Here is an 18,304-nt window from a genome sequence, read left to right as displayed (position 1 = left end):
TCCGAGCCGATCAGTGCACTTCCGGGCACGCCATAGAGGCGGCTGCCTACGGTTGAGCGGGACGGGGAGGGCGCGTTCGTTCCGCTCAACCGTAAGCACAGCAGGTCAGGGCCGCACCATGCCAACGGTTATCTGGGACAGGACACGCACGGCGGCCGCCGCTGTGAGTGGCTCTCTGGTTCCTCGCCCCGACGGCACGAAGGCTGGCCCGGCCCGGTGGCGGTCACGGGTCGGGCCGGGGCGGCGGTGTGCGGGGGCGGCTCAGATGGTGATGTAGGACATGTACTGGGTGTTGCGGTAGGTGACGACGGCCGGCGGCGAGACGATTTTCTCGTCGCCGGGCACCTGGGTCCAGACGCCCCAGGTGATGCCGTTGAGGGTCCTGGTCCAGATCTTGTTGTTCATGCCGAGGACGGAGCACTGGACGAGGCCGTTGAGGACGGACAGGACAGGTGCATGGCCGGCGGCGACGGCGTAGGCCCCTGAGAGTTCTTCGGCTCCGGAGCGCCCCGCAACTGCGCGCGCAGCCGCTCCAGACTCTCTTCCCTGGGCCTTCTCGTCTTCGGCGAGCTCGGTAGATGCTGGCCACGGAGAGACTGTGTCCCTCTCGCCTGCCGGTGGGGATGATCAGGTGGGACTGGATCTGCTCGCCGGACGCGCCGCTCGCCCGGCGCCGGAGCACGGTGGGCAGCCTGCCCTCGGTGATGACCTGGGGGCCGGCCGCCGCGCCTGCCCGTACGGGTCCTACATGCCGGGCAGGGTCCGGCGAGCATCTCCAGGACCAGGCCGTGGGTGGTGAGTCGCGACCGCGACGCTTCATCTCGTACACGGTGAAGATGGCGCGGCAGGGCGGAGCGTGGGCCTTGATCTGGGGGCAGCGCGAGCGCCGCGTCGCGCACCTCCCGTGAGTTCCAGCAAGCACAGCAGGTGGGGCTGTGGGCGGTGATGCGCAGGGTGGCGACCTGGTGGATACGCGGGAGCAAGAGAGTTCGGCCGGACCGCGGGCGCGCTGAAGCGCGCCCGCGGAGCGAAGCAGCGGGTGTCAGGAGGCGTAGGCGAAGTGCAGCTTCTCGCTCTGTGCAGCCATGGCGAACTGGTAGCGGGTGAGGGCGTTGGTGGCGGGTATCTCGAACCCCGTCCAGGTACGGCCGTTGAAGGTCCTGTAGTAGATCTTGTGGCCCAGGCCGCGTACTCCGGCGTACAGGAGGCCGCTGGAAACGGCCAGGACCGGCGCAAAGTCGGTGGTCCCGCCCATGCCCTGCCAGGCGGGGTACTCACGGTCGAAGGCGATGATGGACAGCTGACCGGCCCATGCCCCACGGACGGGCCGGCGCCCACTGGGCGCTCCTGGGCCCCGGCGTCGAACTACGCTCCACAGCCTTCGACATCGAGGCAGCCATCACCCAGGTCACCCAGGACTCCTCTTACCCTGAAATCGCCGAGTGGGCCGACTACTTCCTCCACATGCGAGCAACCGACGCAGACGCTCTCGAAGCCTTCGCCCCTCGGGACGGACGCAGCCACGCGCCGTGACATCGTGCGCCCATCAATGGCCGCACACCCCAGAATTCCGACTGCTCGATCAACGACCCATGCCGGTATCACACCTCTTTACTGGGCGCGGGGCCGTGCCGGGTCAGGCCGACGCATCGCTGGCTTCGGGCTTCACCGAGCAGGCTGTCCGGAAGGGGATCAAGAAGCCAGAAGACAATAGCCCTGCGCTGCGACGGAGGCGCAATTCCTCGACACCGGGCCACCGAGCAGCAGTCGGCCCGCAGCCCAGGTGCGAGCCGTCCCGAGTGGCAGGCAGGCGGTGAGGGGGGCCTCGGACGCTCGCCGCTGCTTCCTGATTCGCCGGCTGCCGTGGGCGGGATTCGTCAGCGCGTCCACCGGCTCCCAGGAGTCCGGTTGCTTCGAACCCAACGCATCCGGCAGTCGTCCGGCGAGGTTCTGGGCGGCTCTGCTCAGAGGAGCCCCGTGCGCCTCCATGCCCACAGCCTCGATGACGGCATCGGTGCCGCGCCCCTCAGTGAGGCGACGGATTTCGTCGCCGACACCCTTCCCCTACTCATTCAGATCCAGGGTGTGCACCCCGCGAGCACGAGCCCTGGCGAGGCGCTCCGGGACGAGGTCGACGCCGAACACCTTGGCTGCACCACGGTGCAGGGCGATGCGGGCAGCCATGTCACCGATGGGGCCGAGCCCCAACACGGTGACGCTGCCGCCCGGGGGGATGCCTGCACAGGCGACGGACTGCCAGGCGGTGGGCAGCACATCGGACAGGTAGACGAACCGTTGGTCCGGTGGGCCGTGCGGCACCTTGATGGGCAGCGCGTTGCCGAACGGGACGCGTAGCAACTCAGCTTGTCCACCCGGAACTTGGCCGTAAAGTGTGGAGAAGCCGAAGAGTGACGCTCCCATCCCACGGTCCGTGACCTGGGTCGTTTCACACTGCGACTGCAGGCCCTGACTGCACATCCAACAGGTGCCGCAGGAGATGTTGAACGGGACGACGACTCTGTCGCCGACCGCTACCTCCGTAACCGCCGCACCAATCGCCTCGACGATGCCCATCGGTTCGTGGCCAAGGATGTCCCCGGGGTCGAGAAACGGACCGAGGACCTCCTACAGGTGCAGGTCCGATCCGCAGATTCCAGTGGAGGTGATGCGCACGATGATGTCGGTCGCACCGACGATCTCAGGGTCGGGAACCGTCTCCACCCGCACATCACGCTTGCCTTGCCAGGCCAGGGCCCTCATCTTGGCTCCTCACACGCATGATCTCTGCCGGCAGCGCACGCGACACATTCGGCGATCCACTTCCACCATGCGACGGTTGTCTCGTATGCGCAGGATCGGGACGCATGCGGCACGTGAAACACGTGGACATCGGACACCACCCGGAGGGCCGCCGTGACCGTGGTGTGAGCTCGCAAACAGCGCGTGCCCGAGTTCCTCACCAGGCCAGTCGTCCCGTCGAGGCGAGGGCTCGTGAGCCAGATCGACGACGACCAGGACACGCTGGGGTTCGCGCGGGGCTTTGCCGCCCCTGACCCCCGAACCTCGCCCACAGTGCTCCAGCGGGGACGGATGACCACTCTCGCGCAGTCGGATGTCACGGGAGGTCGGCGGCCGGCCTCCGGAGAAGGGCGCCGCAGCCGTGGGAAACATCCGGGCAAGGCGACGCCAGGGCACACCGGACACTCCGGGGAGCCCACGCGATCCACATCGGACATCCGCTGAGATCTTCCCTGTCCCTGCCCACCAGCGCCCCCACGGGCCCACCAGTTGCGGGCAGCCTTAGGAGACGCGGTGGGCGCGGTGGCGTACTTCTCGCAGTCGGACCTCGGCCGGGAGGCGGTTCAGACCTGCCGAGTTGCGTGCGTGCGCGAGCGTTTCCATGGCCAATTGTCTGACCGCCTCAACGGGTTCTGCGTGGGCTTCCAGCCGTAGTCGGACTCGTGCGGCTGGAGCGGTGCGCCGCCCCGTCAGCCGGACACGAGCCCGTGACACTCCGTCCAGGGCTTGCGACTCTGCAGCGATCGCACTCTCCAGCGCACGGCCGTTGAGTCGAGCTCCCGCGCCGTCGCCGGCATCCACGAGGACCTCTCCCAACCGATGTCTGCGGAACTGCGCGAGCAGCCACCACAGAACTAGCACAAACACCACGGCGAGAACTGCGATCACGCTCGGCCACCACCATCCCTGCCCCTGCCACCGGGTGCGGCCCTCGGCGCTCAGCAGCACGTCGTTCGGTCCGCGGAAGGGCCACCAGCCCGGCATGCGGAAGCCCCAGTGGCGCTGCAGACCCAGCCCGCCCAGCAGTACTCCGCCGCCCAGAGCGAACAGTCCAAGGCCCACCAGGCCGAGCAGCACCCGGTTCGCTCTCGTCAGCATCAAGATGCCTCAGCCTTTCTTCGGGCGCTGGACGCGCACGGTCAGCCTGGGCTGCCGGGCGAGGCCCAACGTCCTCACCGTCTCGTTCAGGGCCGCGTCCAGGTCTGAGCTGACGTCGTCGAGATCACGGAAATGTGCCTGGGCCCGGGTTTTGATCTTCCGCCGGCCGACATCGATCCGAGCCGACTGGACACCAGGCACCTGCATGGCCCGGTCCCACAGCACGAGGGCGGCTGCGCGGCTGTCCAGCCCGGCGTGGACCTCTACTGCCCCTGGGGCTTCGGTGGGCTGTCGCATCGGTAGCAGTCTGCGCAGTCCTGGCGTCACCGCCAGCAGGAAGAGCCACAGACCCAGGATCACGGCGATTGCGGCCCCGGCAGTGAGCCAGGTGTCATTCAACGACCGCGTGGCCAGTTCGTCGGCGAGCTGCCGTCGCCAGCCCATGGCGGGCCGGTGTGCCCGCACCGAGACCACGTCGTACAAGAGCAGTCCGATGCCGGCGACGCACAAGAGGGCAATGATAGACGCGGGGATTCGCCGGGCGGACCAGAAGCGGTGTGCCGACCGACCGGAGTCCTCATCCGCTCCCGTGGCACCGCTTTCCGGGGGGTCGCTTGCCGCCGATGCAGCTTGATCGGGGCCGGGGTGTGCATGCCCGTTACCGGCCGGCAGTCGCCGTGTTCGAGCGTGGCTCGCGGGCGCTCATCTCACCCTCTCCCCACCTGTGCGCTGTGAGGGCGCCGAGTGGAGCCTCTGGACGGACACCGCCAGGTCGGGCACCTCCATGCCGGCCCATGCCCTGAGCCGTTGGGTGACGTCTCGACGGACCGCGGCGCACTGTGCCCCGATGTCGGACGGATAGCCCAGTTCCACGGCGATGCGCAACCGTGCTTCACCGAGCGCCGTTGGCCGTCTGCCGACAGCCTGGTGCGGGGCAGCTTTCCGCTCAGTTGCCCGCCGCACGGACACCGTCACGTGCGGTGCCGGACGGTTGGCCGGCAGATGCCCGGCAGCCTCGCCGAACCGGTTCAGCGTCTCACGAGCCACCTGTGAAGCGATCTTCGCAACGACCCGGTCGGCGATAGTGATCGCACCGCGCTCCCCGCTGGCATCGCCCGAGGGCCGATCGGCTTCCGTTGTCACCGCCGCCAGTCCCCCGGTGCCCGTCGCTGCTCAAAGCCGCCCCGCTGCTGATCATCACGATGACGGAAGAAGTAACCCGGTTCCAGATCACCATCCAGCAGAAGCCCGACCACAAACCCGACGACGCCCAGCCCCAACACCGTCAGGAAGGCCCCGAAGCCACCGAAGTACCCGGCGAACCCGAGCGCCATTCCGGCCAACAAGCCGACCACGGCCCTACTCATCACGCGCTCCTTCGCTCAACCAACCCGCTCCTGGCTCGGCTACTGGACCCGCTGCTGGTCTTCCTCTTCGTCCTCCTCGTCGGGAAGCTTCACGTCGCTGACCGCGATGTTGACTTCCACGACTTCCAAGCCCGTCATCCGCTCCACAGCAGAGATCACGTTCACCCGCACGGCGCCGGAAACGTCCACAATCGAGACGCCGTAGTCGACGACGATCTCCAGATCAATGGCCGCCTGCACATCCCCGACCTCGACGCTTACTCCACGCGTGACGGATTTGCCGCTGCCCGCTCCGGGCACACGCCCCCGCACAGCCCCCATGGAGCGCGCAAAGCCGCTGCCCAGGGCGTGGACGCCGATCACGTCCTGGGCGGCTATTCCAGCGATCTTCTCCACCACCACATCAGCGATGGACGTGCGGCCACGAGACCTCGGATCTCCGCCGCGGACCCTTCCAGAGGTGTTCTCCGTCATCACGTCACCCTTCCGCCGGAAACGACATACAGACCCTGTTAAGCACATTAGATAACATCTAAGACATTTTGCTTGGTGGTGCGGCACGATGACATCGACAGCTGTCAGGCATGTGGGGCCTGCATCCATGAGGAAAGCCCTTTCGGCCCGCGCAGCAATCCGGACAACTCGACAGCCGAACCACGGCGAAGGAGGTGAGAGGCCGGTGACTGCCGAGGCGTGGGTGCAGGCTGTAAGACTGCAACTCGAGGTGGGCCGACTGCTCCCGCTCGGAGGAGCCAACGACGGGGCCTGGATCACCGAGCAGGCGGCCGTCCGGGTACTCGGGCGCGAGGCTGCGAAGGTCCCCGGCGTGGAGCTGGAGACCCTGCGCGTTGGGGCGGTACTGACATCACCCCGGCGCACGACGAACCCTCATATCAGCGCCCCGCCTTCATGAGGTCGACATGAAAGAACGCAACACATTCCTGCGCAGCCCGCCACCTTGCCGGTCCTCAACGCCCTTCACGGCGAACAACAGCGCCCGGCCAAACAGGTCCGAGGCATGGTCAACAAGGCCGTCTCACGCCTCAACGTCCACTACTGAACAGCACGCTTTTCAGCCCGTTGCGGTCAGCCACCGCGGCAACGAGGGACGGCCACAGCTCAACACGACCGAGCCTCTGCGCAGGCGCCTCCGTCCCAGGTGAGACCTGGGCAGTCGTTCCGGCGGCACGGATGGGGCATCGAGGGTCACAGACCACAGCGACCGAGCTCTCTGCACCTAGCAAGGGTTCTCACTCCGACTCGGAGCGCGGTTCCTGAGGGTCAACTCCTGTGGACGCCTCGGCGTCCCTACTGCCGCTCGGGCGTTGTGAACGGCCGCGACGGCCTTCGTCGTGCATGCCCTTTTCCTTGGCCCTGCCGCCCTGTCTCTCTCCCCTTCGGGAGGAACTCTTGACGGTGTCGCCCGTGACACCCTCCATCTCCTCTTTCGAGGTGGGCTTGTCGGTCCCAGGCTCGGGTGCGTACTTGTCAGGGTGGAACGAGCGGTGCGCGCTCGGATTGTCCTGTTGCCGGGTCTCGTCGACATCCTGAGACCAGCCGTGGTGTTTGGTCCCCTTGTGGCGGCTCGATCCTTCGCCACGTGAGGGCTGGGATGCTTTTCCGTGCTTGGTCATGTGCAGACCCGCCTCTCGTGTCCGCCACACCGCGGGCAGCCGAGTGTGGCGCCACAACCAGGATAGTTGGCACCCCTGAATAAACAAATCCGCCAACCTCCGCTCCCCGCATTGCAGGAACCAATTGCCGCACACAACCTCACCGTCGGCATGGAATCGGGCCGACGGCAAGATGGACGCCCCCTGCTCGCGCTCGCGGACGCTTGCTACTATTCTTCGTCTTCGTATTCTCCCGCCTCGCCGTCCTCCTCCTCGTCGTACTCGGTGTCTTCGCCTTCATCCTCTTCGGATTCGTCCTCGAACCCTTCGTCATCTTCCTCTTCTTCACCTTCGTCGTCCTGGTCCTCGTCATCCTCGAGCCCCTCTTCGTGGGTCCGGACGACTTCCCCGTCGCGGATCTCGCCGCGCCAGCCCTCGACCTCTTCGTTATCAGTGAGCGTGACAAACCGCTGGAAGTGTTTGAGGTCCAGACGCAGACGTCGCCCCTGAGCACGCCAGATGTTGCCGGTCTTCTCAAAGAATCCGGAAGGGTAGTACTCAACGACGGCAACGACGCGCGTGAGGTCCGAGGTCAACTCATGGAAGCTGATGGCACCGCGCGTGGTGCCTTTCCCTCCCTCGGAGTTCCACACGATCCGCTCGTCGGGGACCTGTTCCTGGACGGTCGCTTTCCAACTGCGGTTGGAAAAGGCGATTTTGAGCTTCCAGTCACTCTCGATCTCGTCCGACTGCGAGACGCTCTTGACGCCCTTGGTGAAGCTACTGAACTCCTCGAGTTGAGTCCAGCGGTCATATACGGTGCGCAGATCCACACCAACGTCGATGACCTCGACGATATTAGTTACCTTCTTGTCCCCGGATTTTCCGCCACCACCGAAGAACCCCTTGACGGTATCTACCGCTTTATCCTTGAGGTCACCGGCTTTCTCACTGAGAAACGCCTTGATGGGCGACTCCCCTCCGCCGAGAACGCGCTTCCCTACGTTGAGCAGGGTGCTGTTGCCGTCACCCACGTCGCCCAGGCCCTGCGCGAGTTCGGTGATTTTGTCCCCGGCTTTGTCTACCAGCCGCTGGCCCTGTGCTTGGGCAAATTCAGCTAGCTGCTCTTTGAGCATGTCGAGGCCGGAGGGGCCCTCTGGAGTGGTGTCGTCCTCCTTCTCGGCCATGGCCTACCTCCTCCGGTCGGTCCGGCGGGATGTCTTCTTCGCAGCGGACTTTCTTGCCGTCGTCTTGCCGGCTCCTGTCTTCTTCGCCGGAGCCTTCTTGCCCGCAGTCTTCTTCGCCGGAGCCTTCCGTCCTGTCGCCCTTTTCTGCGGCGCCCTGCCCGTCCGCCTCGCGGCCGCCTTCTTCCCTGATCTCCGGCGGGAAGTCTTCTCCCCTTCGTCCTCGGCCTCGTCGGCCTCTTCGTCCTCGTCGGCCTCTTCGTCCTCATCCTGCTGTTCCGCTTCCTCGCCCTCTTCCTCGTCGGCCTCTTCGTCTTCGGGTGGTTCCTGTAGAGCGCTCGTGCGCTCCTGCAGGACCTCGGCGACGGACGCGAACCCGCGGTTGACCGTCGCCGACAGTGCGGCACGACCAGACTCCAAAACCTCACCACGAATCTGGTCAATGAGCTGTGCGACCTGGGGTGTCTCAGCCAGCTTGCTCACGCCTTGACCGAGCAGCGCTTTCGGACTGAGCATCCCTTTCCCGGCGAGCATCGAGGCGACTCCGATGGCGAGCTTGCCTTTCTTGGTCCGGCCCAGCGCGTATCCGGCAGCGATCGCAGCAGCCAAAGTGACTTTCGTTTCGGTATCCATGAATGGCCTCGTGTGACTCGTGGAATCAGACTACTTAGAGGGCAAGCAGCTCCTTGCACTGCCGCCGGTCTGAGGGAAAGACTCCCAGGTGCCATCGAGGTGGCTGTGCCCTCCCGCATTTCCAGCTTCCACCCGGAACAACGGGCTCGCATCTTCCCAGGCGGTTCCTCATGAAGATCACGGACTATCCCGCGGTAGAACGAGGCACGGACGTAGCAGTGGGCGAACTGATGCGGATAGCTGAGCAGTTGTCCAGGATGTCGGGCCCACAGCTGCGGCTCCGGCTCCCTTCGGCACGCGCTGCGCACACCTGACTCGGTCCCGGCGTGCCTTCATGCGTGAAAGAGTGTCTTCAACAAGTCGACCCGACCCAGCCAACGCAACTCCGGGTCTGTAGACCCCCGTCCATGAAGCCTGGTGGACCGCGGCTCGCGCCGCTCCTCACGGCGAGGCGGCCAACACCAGGCCCTGATCGAGGTGCTGCTGGGCCGGCACATGGAACACGAGCACGTCGTCGCCGGACTCGCCGCGGCCCACCGGGCCGGCGCCCTGACCGCGGACGCGGTCGCGCTTGAGGCCCGCAAGGCCGCTGAAGGCGGGACCTACCCCGAGGTGACGAAGCCCGACCCGGCCCGTCCCGCCCAGCCGCAGGAGGGGCCTGGCGCGACGGTCATCTTCCTATCCGACTGCGCCACGCGGGAGGGACCGTCTGACAACCAGCCGAACCAGCAGGCCGTCCAGGAGCCGCCATGCGACGCGGGTCAAGGTATGAGCAGGCGGAGGCCGAGATCTGCCGCGTCGAGGTCGGCGAGGTCGCTGTTGAGTTCAGCCCACCGGCCGGAGTCGAGGTCGTCGCGAGACCTGCATCAGCGGCGAAACGTACGTGACGGGCGAGGTGCAGGGGTAGAAATTCACTCAGCTGACCGTCCTTCTTTCGCGCGCTCGTAAGCAAGAACAACCCGAAGACGTAATGCTCATGCTTTTCCGGTCTGCGCACGCCCGCGCCTCCGATCGCCACAGCCATCGGGTTCCTAGCATGACCGCATGACTGCCGAAGACCCCCTGGAGCGTGAGCAGGCAAGGGGTCCTTCATCCTTTCCGGCCCTCACCCCGCGTGCCTCTGCCAAAGGTGCGGTGAATCAGGCTGCCGATGCTTTGGAATCGCTCAAACCGAGACTGCGTGGATGGTTTCACGCAGTCATATTCCCCACCTCGGTCGTCGCTGGTGTCGTCATCATCCGCCTCGCCCGCTCACCGCGAGCAACCCTTGCGTGCGCGGTCTTCTCGATCTCCTCCTGGCTGTTGTTCGGCACCAGTGCCGTCTACCACCGCAGAGCGTGGGGACGGCGCGGCGAGGCCATCTTGCGCCGCCTGGACCACAGCAACATCTTCGTGATGACCGCAGGCACTTACACCCCCTGGGCGTGCTCCTTCTGCCCTCCCCACAGTGCTCGGTCCTGCTCTGGTGGGTGTGGACCGGCGCGCTGGCCGGCATCGCCTTCCGCATCGTCTGGATCGGCGCCCCACGCTGGCTCTACACCCTCTGCTACATCGTGCTGGGCTGGGCGGCAGTCTTCTACCTGCCCGATTTCCTGCGCACCTGCGGAGCCGCCGTGGTGATCCTCATCGTCACCGGAGGTCTCCTGTACATCGCGGGCGCAGTGACCTACGGACTCAAGCACCCCGACCCCTCTCCCCGCTGGTTCGGCTACCACGAGGTCTTCCACGCCTTCACCGTCGCCGCCTTCGCTGCCCACTACACCGCCGTCCTCCTTGCGGCCCGCTGACCCTCAGCAGCCGTTCTCAACCGATGCCCCTCCACCGCCAGAGGCCTGAAGCCGTCGTTGCTCACGTCCATGCCATCCTCCTGCCGTCCTCGGGAGCCTTATGAGGAGGACGTACCCGACCTCAGTTCTCACTTCATGTCGGCTTGCAGGCGCAGGCAAGCGGCAACGGGGTCGGCAGCGCACTACGCTCTTCTCGCCAGGCGGCAAGGAGACTTCCGGCGAGCCTGCCTTCGAGAAATTCGGTGGCGCCTATCCCGAAGGCGACATCGGGTTCGAGGTTCGGCTCGTCGCTCAGCAGGCCGTCAATCACTTCTCTGCGGACTACCTGTTCATGGACGGCGTCAGCCTCGACGTGCTCGTCGTAGAACCTCTCCGCGGCGGGACCGGCACCGGTGCGGCGCATCGCCTCCGCAAGTCGCCGTGCCCCCGGCGGCGAGGTCACCTCGACCGTAGCGAAGTGGCCGATCAGTGCGCCGCGCAGGGATCGGTGCAATCCCAGCAGAGACATCAGATTGACCGTGGCGAGAATTTCGGCGGATGCCAGGTCGAGGTAGTAGCCGTACGCGGTCTGCAGGCTGAGGTCAGCCATGAGGTCGGCGAAGAGCTGGGCGTGGACGTCCTCGGCCCGGCCGGCGCCGAACTCATCGAATTCGATGGCGGCCATCCCTGCCTTCGCGCGGCCCCGCAGACGAGGAAGAACCCAGGCGTGCGGGTCCGCTTCCTTGAGGTGGTACAACGAACGGAGGGCCGCGTACTCCCTCAGCTGCCACAGCCGGCCTTCGCGCTTCAAGTAGTGGCTGACGCTGGTGCCGTCGTCGGTGGTGGGCTCGGTCAGCAGGCGGGCCATCGCCTCCCGTGCGTCGAGCGCCGGGACGTCGGCACGCAGGGCCCGGAGGAACGCCTCCTCCAGGTGGGGCCGCACCGACAGCAGCGCAGGCTCCCATTCACGGTCATCGGGCACGCCGTCGAAGCCTTGATAGTGCAGTTCGTACAGCACGTAGAGGGCTAGCTGGAAATCCTCCCCGTACGGGCCGGCTCGCTGGACCTCCTCCTGGGCCGGCAGGGGCCCTTCCCCGGCACGGAGCCACTCGATCACCATGTCCGACAGACAGCCGCGCGGCCGCGGAAGCTGTGGCCTGCCGGGACGGGTCGCCCCGAGGTCGGCCGTCATGGCTCATCTCCTTCGCGGATCCGGTCCGCTGTCGGGGACACGGCGCCGTCATCGGGATCGGACGCAGGCCCCGAACGATTACGGTGGCTGGTGTCGCACCAGGGGTAGCTGCGACTGCGTCGGCACATGCAGATCGCGACGGTGAAGCGTCGGGAGACGCAGACCGTACCGTCGTCACCGACCACTTCCACCGGACCCTCGATCAGAAGCGGACCGTCGCGGACGAGGGCGATACGGCATGGGCGTTCAGGAGTGCTCGGCACGAATGATCACCAATTCGTCTGTGTCCCGGACCTCGTCCAGCAGGCCCTGGCGCTGCAGCCAGGCCAGCCGGGAGCGCATGACCGGGCCGAACGGTATGATCGCGCGATCACTGACCGTTGCTGCCAGCCCCTCGGATGCCAGACGTTCCAGGGTGTCCTCGGTGCCGCACAGTGCGGAATGGACCATGAGCAGTACGCCCCCGGGGCGTAGCGTCCGAGGCGCGACCTCGCAGATGCGGTCGACGAGCAGCCTCCCGTCGCGTCCTGCATCCCACGCCCGCGCCGCCCCCCAGGGCGAGCGGTTGCTGGGTGTGGGGACGTAAGGCGGGTTGCTGACGACCATGTCGAAGGAACGGCCGCAGACGGCCTCAGTCAGGTCGCCGTGGCGCACGGTGACGCGCTGCCGGGAGAGCCATGCGTTGATCCTCGTGGAGATCACCGCCTGCCACGAGATGTCGACAGCAGTGGCCCGGGCGCCACGCCGTGCCGCACCTACCGCGAGGGCTCCACTGCCCGAACCGAGGTCCAGGATCTCGGTGCCGGCCCCCACCCCCTCGCGATACAGGGCGCGCAAGAGGAGCCGCGTGTCCTCATGCGGCACGTAGACACCGGGCAGCGTCACCAGCGGGCGCGATCGGGCGAGCATCGCTGTCCCTGCGCTCATACGGCACCTCCGCCCCGAGAGTGCGGGCCCCGGGTGCATGCGTCTTCTCCAGCCTATTGCTCTGGGCCGACCACCCGGGCATCGGCTTCTCCAGCAGAGGGCACTCCCCCGATCCTCCCGTCCGTACCACGGTCCGCGCTGTCGTCAGCCTGATGCACGATGAACGCGGCAGTGAGCCCGCACCTGCTCGGCTACGCGACGACGAAGGGCGCCATCGTCATCTTCACCCAGGGACTCGCCCAGATGCTGGCCTCCGACGGCATCCGCGTCAACGCAGTTGCCCCCGGGCCGGTGTGGACCCCGCTTATCCCGGCGACACTTCCGGACACCACCACCTTCGGCAAGCAATCTTCCCCGGGACGGCCGGCCCAGCCTGCGGAACCTTGCCGGACGCTGCTTGGTCTTCGACGCTGTGCAAGAAGTTTGTGCCAGTGCATGGAAGGGGTTGCATCAGGATTGCCGAACCGGCAACCCCGTGCACTGCCGAACCCTTCCGACTACGCACAGCGATCCCACGGCAGTCATGTAGGGACTCCCGCGGGCGCGTCCTCACCGTGCAGGATCCGAGGCCGCGTCCGCGGCCCTGTCCGAACGGTCCACGAGGGGCGGGAGTTGACCTGTGCGACTGTCGCCCGGGTCAGCTCCTTGTAGGCGCTCGCCGTCTTTGTGGCCTCGTCGACGGGCAGCGCCCCGCCGTGCTCCGCAGCCCGCGCGATGATCTTCTCCGGCCCCAACTCGCGGTTGGCCAGGACAATCGCGTTGACCGTCGGCCGGCGCATGGTGTCGTAGCGGCGGAGTGCGGTTTCGGGGTCGTGCTCCCGAGCCAGGCACCAGGCCAGTACCCGGGCGTCGACGATGGACTGCGATCCGCCGTTCATGCCCATCGGGAACATCGGGTGGGCCGCGTCGCCGAGCAGCGTGACCCGGCCGAAGCTCCAGCGCGGCAGGGGGTCGCGGTCGAGCATGGGGTATTCGAAGATCGCCGATGAGCGCTCGACCAGCTTCGCCAGGTCGACCCACGGCAGGCTCCAGTCCCTCACGCCTGTAAGGGCTTCCGCCGTCGTGATGCGGCGGTTCGAGCGGTCCAGCGGTGCGACGTGCGTGCCGCGGCGCACTTCGAGCACCCAGTTCATCAGGGCGTCGCCGCCCTGCGCCACCCCGTCCTCGATCGGGTAGGCGACGAACTTCGCACCGGGGGTGCCGCCGGCCACCACGATCGACCGGCCGTCGAGGAGGTGAGGGTACGGTGCGACCCCGCGCCACATGTGGACGCCGTTCCCGTGCGCGGGGCCTTCGGCCGGGTACAGCTGGGCGCGTACCGCGGAGTCGATGCCGTCGGACGCGATCAGCAGATCGGTGTCCTCGGCCACTGGTGTGCCGCCGGTCCGGTCCAGGAAATGGGCCCGGACGCCGTGCGGCGTCTGCTCGAAGCGCTGGAACAGCTGACCGGTGCGGATGCAGTCCGATCCCAGGCGGCTGCGCACCGCCGCCAGCAGCATCAGGTGCAGACAGCCGCGGTGTACGGAGTACTGCGGCCAGCGGTAACCCGCCGCGAGCCCCAGGGCTTCCTCCCACACCGGTTCGCCCGCCCGGTCGCGGTAGCTCAGCCGGTGCGGCGGCATCGCGATGGCGGCCAGTTCGTCGGCCAGGCCGAGTTCCGTGAGTTCCCGTACCGCGTGCGGCAGCAGGTTGATTCCCACGCCGACCGCCTCGATGGTCCGTGCCGCCTCCCGCACCTGCGGACGGAAGCCTGCGGCATGCAGGCTCAGGGCGCAGGTCAGCCCTGCGATGCCCCCTCCCACAACGGTGATTCGCATCGGCCGTCCCTCCGTTCTCCCGTGGTCGGGAACGTTGTTGGGAAGCACAACGCACATTTCGGTCGCCGAGTTCCGCGAGGCGCCGACGGGGCAACGTCTGCACGTCACACCGCCTCGGGCCCGGACCGAGTCAGGCCGGACCGCCGCCCATAGGGTCCAACTCCGCTCGAAGCGCGACCACTTGCATGTTCAGTGCGAACTCGAAGCGTTCCTCGTAGGTACCGGCGACGACGTGTGCGGCGGCCTCTCTCAGCGCCGGGTAGTCGGGGTCGTCGAATTCCGTCACCCGCTCGGGCGGCTCGGCGGCATGCGCCTGCTGTTCCTGGGTGATGCCCAGGACCACATAGAAAATGGTCCAGTTCGCCCAGGCCGCCGTGCGGGGCGAGAAGCCCGCGTCGGGCAGAGTCTGGATCATCGTGTCGGCGAACCGGTAGGTATGCGCCTCTGCCGTGGAGAGCCCGGCGAGCAGGCGGGCCGCATCGCGGCGCGCGCGGATCGCGCCCCGGCCCCAGCGCGCCAGGGCCCGAACTCGATCCTCCCACCGGCGGGGCAGGGCGGTGACGTCGCGGCGAAATCCACCGTTCGCAACTCCCCCACGAGACCGGCCCATGCCTGTCGACCAGCCTCAGCAGTCTCGGCACCGCGGGCCCCTCCCCACTGAGCGCAACCGACCTGCGCCCGCCTCGTCCACCCTGGAGCCGCAGCTGGTTCTCGCCCTGTCCGCCAGGCGGGTGTCGTGTCCGTCGCGAGCCACACGGCTGCTGTGCGCGGAACGTCGAGCCTCGCTGCGTGGACGGGCCACAGCGCCGATCCGTCCAGGACCAGCCCTGGCCTGGCTGAGTCCTCAGCTGCGTGGGTCCACCTGAGCTGAATCGGGCCGTCCCGTCCCTGAGAAGCCGCACGCGGCCTCTCGTGAATACACGAGCGGACCAACCGTCGGACGCGTCGTCGATGCGGTTCGCGGCCTCACGAAGAACGACCGGCGCGAAAGGACGTCCACCCCGGTGGTGGCACCGGCCTACTCCAGTTGCTTCCATCGCTTGCCACCGAACCCGGCCGGGGGTGTGGTGGTAGTCAAGTCGAGCTCGCGGCAGCCGTTCCGGCTCCGTAGATCCACCTTGGAGATCCCGTGCAGCCCGAGCCTACGGAGGGTCGTCCGCACCACCCTGTTGTCGTGGCACACCGTGCGCAGCGGATGGCCGACTTTCAGTTGCGGATCGCGGATGCGATCACCAGGTATGCCGGCTCGATGCGGTTCGTCTATGTGCACGCCGCGGTGTTCGCGCTCTGGATGCTCTTCATCGAGTCCGATCCCTGGCCCACGCTCACCCTGGTCGTGTCTCTCGAGGCGATCTTCCTGTCCACCTTCATCATGATCGGACAGAATCGCCAGGCCACATTCCAGCAGGCCAAGGCCGACCACGACTTCAACGAGCAGGAGCTGGAGCTCAAGACCAACACCCAGCTCACGCGGGAAATTCATGCGCTCACCACCGAACTGCACCGACGCTTGATCGAGGAGTCCAGCCAGTAACGCACCGCGGGTGGGAGGCCCTCGCGATGCCGGCCGGGACCGATGGCCGTGCGGGGACACAGCCAGTCGGCGGCTCCGAAATGCACGGGACGGGCTGGCGCCGCCCCCTGGGACGGAGCCACTCGAGTCACGACGGGCCGCCGAGGGAGGAGGCGTCGTTCGCGGCGCTCACGTGCCGGGTCGTACGCCTGCATGACGAGGGGAACACGTCGAGGGGGCGGGCCCCGGCCCGCATGCACCGGCCAGCGGAAGGGGGCTCCTACAGTGTCAGTGAACTCCGACCCGGTCACCGCGAGGGCGCCGCCGAACACCGCCGCCTCGACCGCCACCAACCGGTGCACCCTCTCCTCGACCGGGTGGAGTGCCAGACCCGTGATCAGCACGTCGCGGTCGTCACCCATTCGCCGCGTTGACCCGGTACCGCCCCAGCGAAGAGGATCTGTGCCTCGGACAGCACCCGCCGGGGGTTGCGCATCAGGAAACGCATCGCCGCGATGCTTTGACCTGGGCTAACGTCCCATCCCCCGTACCACTTTCCTCAGAACTTCGCAGGGGCAAGGTTCGCCGTCCCGTCGGCGGAAATGGTCGACACCCATGCAATGGGCCGCGGCACGACCACCGCGGTCAGGAGCTTGTAGAACTCGTTGCCGGACATCTCAGCGGGATCAAAGTCAATGCGCATGGTGATCAATATCCGCACAGGCGGCCGCGGATCTTACAGCGGATCCACGGCACCGCCAAACCCCTGAGTTCGACGGAAAGTACCCGGTATCGGAGCCGCCAAGCACCAGGAAATCGGACGGGCGACACATTCCGCGCAAGCACAGATATCTCCATCACCGCCGAGGCCGGCGTGAGCGTCTTCGGGATCGGAGGGAAGGTCAGCACCACCCTGAGTGTGGAACTGGGCTACGAATCCTCCACCTCTCTCGCAGTTCCAGTCCCACACCGTCACGCGTCGCCTGATCCCCCTCCCGTACCGCCGGAGCGGTGTGGGTGGGGCTCGTACGCCTTCCGCACCCTGCACGCGGACGGCTCGGTCGTGGGCGCCCCGCTCACATCGGCCGCCTGGTCGCCCTCGCACGCGAAGAGGGCCGCGCCGCCCACTCCGGCCTGTCGGTCGGGGCATGCGGCGAACACGGTGGCGACCTTGACTCCATCCGTTTCTTCGATGCGGCCGGGCTGGACTACGTCTCGTGCTCGCCCTACCGGGTGCCCATCGCCCGTTTGGACGCGGGACGAGACCGCTACTTCCAGTGCTGATGTGCCTGGCCGAGAGCGGCTCCGCACCATGTCCGGCTGATGCGGCGCGGCGGCGCACCGGGCGGGCCCTGGCCCCGTTCGGCTCTCCTGCCTGAGCTGGAGGCGGCAATTCTTCGTACGGTCGTCGCATGGCGGAGTCACCGGGCAGCGGGAGTCGTGCAAAGTTGTCGCGGTCGGTATACGAGCGGGAGCTGTACCGGCTACAGACGGAGCTGGTAAAGCTTCAGGAATGGGTGCGTACCGAGGGGGCCCGGCTGGTGGTGGTCTTCGAGGGGCGCGACGCGGCCGGCAAGGGAAGCGCGATCAAACGCGTCACCCAGTACCTCAACCCTCGGGTGGCCCGCATCGTGGCGCTTCCCCGACCCACCGAGCGTGAGCGCACCCAGTGGTACTTCCAACGCTATACGGAGCACCTGCCCGCGGCCGGCGAGTTCGTGTTGTTCGACCGCAGCTGGTACAACCGGGCCGGCGTCGAGCGGGTCATGGGCTTCTGCACCCCCTCCGAACACCAGCGGTTTCTGCGGCAGTGCCCGGCCTTCGAACGGATGCTCGTAGAGGACGGGATCCTGCTGCGCAAATACTGGTTCTCGGTGAGCGACGAGGTGCAGGAGCAGCGGTTCCGGCGCCGGCTCGAAGACCCGACCCGCCGCTGGAAGCTCTCCCCCATCGACCTCGAGTCGCTGACTCGATGGGAGGACTACTCGCGCGCCAAGGACGAGATGTTCGTGCACACGGACATCTCGGAGTCACCGTGGTACGTCGTGGAAAGCGACGACAAACGCCGGGCCCGGCTGAACATGATTGCCCATCTGCTGTCCACCATGCCCTACCGCGACGTCGCCCCGCCGGCACTCGAACTGCCGCCCCGGCCGCCGGCCACCGGCTACCAGCGGCCGCCCCGGGACCTGCAGACGTACGTTCCCGACCACGCGGCCGGGCTGGAGTGACCCCGACGCCTCTCAATCGTGCTGCGGTACCACAGCAACAGGGCTCGGCACCGGACGAGCGGCGTGGGGTGGCGTGCGCGTACTGGGAAAGCTCGCGGGCCCGTGCGAGGTCAACGTCGGAGTCGTTGAGGCCGGGCACGACGGGCCGTTAACCGTGCGCTCAC

16 protein-coding genes and 5 pseudogenes are annotated in these 18,304 nt (G+C 67.2%); 6 read left to right on the top strand and 15 right to left on the bottom strand.

Annotated features, from left to right (window positions below):
- Positions 1-261: 261 nt before the first annotated feature.
- A complete protein-coding gene (locus ACIGWZ_RS10235; RefSeq protein ID WP_400062767.1) occupies positions 262-405 on the bottom strand; it encodes a hypothetical protein in 144 nt (47 codons plus the stop codon).
- A 637-nt stretch (positions 406-1,042) separates the two neighbouring features.
- Positions 1,043-1,255 carry a hypothetical protein gene (locus ACIGWZ_RS10230; protein ID WP_400062765.1) on the bottom strand — a complete coding sequence of 71 codons (213 nt, stop codon included), beginning with the start codon at positions 1,253-1,255 and terminating at the stop codon, positions 1,043-1,045.
- 56 nt (positions 1,256-1,311) lie between these two features.
- Between ACIGWZ_RS10230 and ACIGWZ_RS10225 the strand changes: the two genes are divergently transcribed.
- Positions 1,312-1,533, top strand: a complete 222-nt coding sequence (locus ACIGWZ_RS10225) for a hypothetical protein (protein WP_400062763.1) — start codon at positions 1,312-1,314, stop codon at positions 1,531-1,533.
- A 378-nt stretch (positions 1,534-1,911) separates the two neighbouring features.
- Here the strand turns inward: ACIGWZ_RS10225 and ACIGWZ_RS10220 are convergent.
- From ACIGWZ_RS10220 to ACIGWZ_RS10190, 7 genes and pseudogenes are all read right to left on the bottom strand, one after another.
- Positions 1,912-2,760 (bottom strand): annotated as a pseudogene (locus tag ACIGWZ_RS10220) (alcohol dehydrogenase catalytic domain-containing protein); the annotation flags it as partial.
- Between the two features lie 540 nt (positions 2,761-3,300).
- Complete coding sequence (gene amaP / locus ACIGWZ_RS10215) at positions 3,301-3,897, bottom strand: alkaline shock response membrane anchor protein AmaP (RefSeq protein WP_400062762.1); 597 nt, start codon at positions 3,895-3,897, stop codon at positions 3,301-3,303.
- Positions 3,898-3,906: 9 nt separating this feature from the next.
- Positions 3,907-4,407 (bottom strand): DUF6286 domain-containing protein, encoded by a 501-nt coding sequence (locus tag ACIGWZ_RS10210; protein WP_400062760.1) that lies wholly within the window; start codon positions 4,405-4,407, stop codon positions 3,907-3,909.
- 629 nt (positions 4,408-5,036) lie between these two features.
- On the bottom strand, positions 5,037-5,264 hold the full coding sequence (locus ACIGWZ_RS10205) for a hypothetical protein (protein WP_400062758.1): 228 nt from the start codon (positions 5,262-5,264) through the stop codon (positions 5,037-5,039).
- A 39-nt stretch (positions 5,265-5,303) separates the two neighbouring features.
- Complete coding sequence (locus ACIGWZ_RS10200; protein WP_400062756.1) at positions 5,304-5,738, bottom strand: Asp23/Gls24 family envelope stress response protein; 435 nt, start codon at positions 5,736-5,738, stop codon at positions 5,304-5,306.
- 1,369 nt (positions 5,739-7,107) lie between these two features.
- On the bottom strand, positions 7,108-8,064 hold the full coding sequence (locus tag ACIGWZ_RS10195) for an SRPBCC family protein (protein ID WP_400062754.1): 957 nt from the start codon (positions 8,062-8,064) through the stop codon (positions 7,108-7,110).
- Between the two features lie 3 nt (positions 8,065-8,067).
- Positions 8,068-8,694: a hypothetical protein gene (locus ACIGWZ_RS10190; protein WP_400062752.1), complete on the bottom strand. Its 627-nt coding sequence runs from the start codon at positions 8,692-8,694 to the stop codon at positions 8,068-8,070.
- 1,044 nt (positions 8,695-9,738) lie between these two features.
- On the opposite strand from ACIGWZ_RS10190, the pseudogene ACIGWZ_RS10185 reads away from it, so the two are divergent.
- Positions 9,739-10,394, top strand: a pseudogene (locus ACIGWZ_RS10185) (hemolysin III family protein); the annotation flags it as partial.
- Between the two features lie 220 nt (positions 10,395-10,614).
- Here ACIGWZ_RS10185 and ACIGWZ_RS10180 read toward each other — a convergent pair.
- The 3 genes from ACIGWZ_RS10180 to ACIGWZ_RS10170 form a co-directional block, all read right to left on the bottom strand.
- Positions 10,615-11,652, bottom strand: a complete 1,038-nt coding sequence (locus ACIGWZ_RS10180; RefSeq protein WP_400062750.1) for an iron-containing redox enzyme family protein — start codon at positions 11,650-11,652, stop codon at positions 10,615-10,617.
- On the bottom strand, positions 11,649-11,837 hold the full coding sequence (locus ACIGWZ_RS10175) for a CDGSH iron-sulfur domain-containing protein (protein ID WP_400063270.1): 189 nt from the start codon (positions 11,835-11,837) through the stop codon (positions 11,649-11,651). Before ACIGWZ_RS10175 ends, ACIGWZ_RS10180 begins: the two co-directional genes overlap by 4 nt.
- 61 nt (positions 11,838-11,898) lie before the next feature.
- A complete protein-coding gene (locus tag ACIGWZ_RS10170) occupies positions 11,899-12,579 on the bottom strand; it encodes a HemK2/MTQ2 family protein methyltransferase (RefSeq protein ID WP_400062748.1) in 681 nt (226 codons plus the stop codon).
- 174 nt (positions 12,580-12,753) lie between these two features.
- On the opposite strand from ACIGWZ_RS10170, the pseudogene ACIGWZ_RS10165 reads away from it, so the two are divergent.
- Positions 12,754-12,960, top strand: a pseudogene (locus ACIGWZ_RS10165) (SDR family oxidoreductase); the annotation flags it as partial.
- Between the two features lie 140 nt (positions 12,961-13,100).
- On the opposite strand, the gene ACIGWZ_RS10160 reads toward ACIGWZ_RS10165, so the two are convergent.
- Complete coding sequence (locus ACIGWZ_RS10160) at positions 13,101-14,396, bottom strand: FAD-dependent monooxygenase (RefSeq protein ID WP_400062746.1); 1,296 nt, start codon at positions 14,394-14,396, stop codon at positions 13,101-13,103.
- Between the two features lie 130 nt (positions 14,397-14,526).
- Complete coding sequence (locus ACIGWZ_RS10155; RefSeq protein WP_400062745.1) at positions 14,527-15,006, bottom strand: TetR/AcrR family transcriptional regulator C-terminal domain-containing protein; 480 nt, start codon at positions 15,004-15,006, stop codon at positions 14,527-14,529.
- Between the two features lie 564 nt (positions 15,007-15,570).
- Here ACIGWZ_RS10155 and ACIGWZ_RS10150 point away from each other — a divergent pair.
- Complete coding sequence (locus ACIGWZ_RS10150; protein WP_400062743.1) at positions 15,571-15,930, top strand: DUF1003 domain-containing protein; 360 nt, start codon at positions 15,571-15,573, stop codon at positions 15,928-15,930.
- 541 nt (positions 15,931-16,471) lie between these two features.
- Here the strand turns inward: ACIGWZ_RS10150 and ACIGWZ_RS10145 are convergent.
- Positions 16,472-16,612, bottom strand: a pseudogene (locus tag ACIGWZ_RS10145) (flavin reductase family protein); the annotation flags it as partial.
- Between the two features lie 377 nt (positions 16,613-16,989).
- Between ACIGWZ_RS10145 and ACIGWZ_RS10140 the strand changes: the two are divergent.
- A pseudogene (locus ACIGWZ_RS10140) lies at positions 16,990-17,193 on the top strand (putative PEP-binding protein); the annotation flags it as partial.
- Between the two features lie 128 nt (positions 17,194-17,321).
- Positions 17,322-18,140, top strand: coding sequence for a polyphosphate kinase 2 (gene ppk2 / locus ACIGWZ_RS10135; protein WP_400062741.1), 819 nt, complete (start codon positions 17,322-17,324; stop codon positions 18,138-18,140).
- Positions 18,141-18,304: the final 164 nt, after the last annotated feature.

It is taken from the genome of Streptomyces sp. NPDC053427, from assembly GCF_044544985.1.
Lineage (GTDB): Bacteria > Actinomycetota > Actinomycetes > Streptomycetales > Streptomycetaceae > Streptomyces.
The sequence above is the reverse complement of the archived record's forward strand: the minus strand, read 5'-3'. Positions and strand labels throughout refer to the sequence as shown.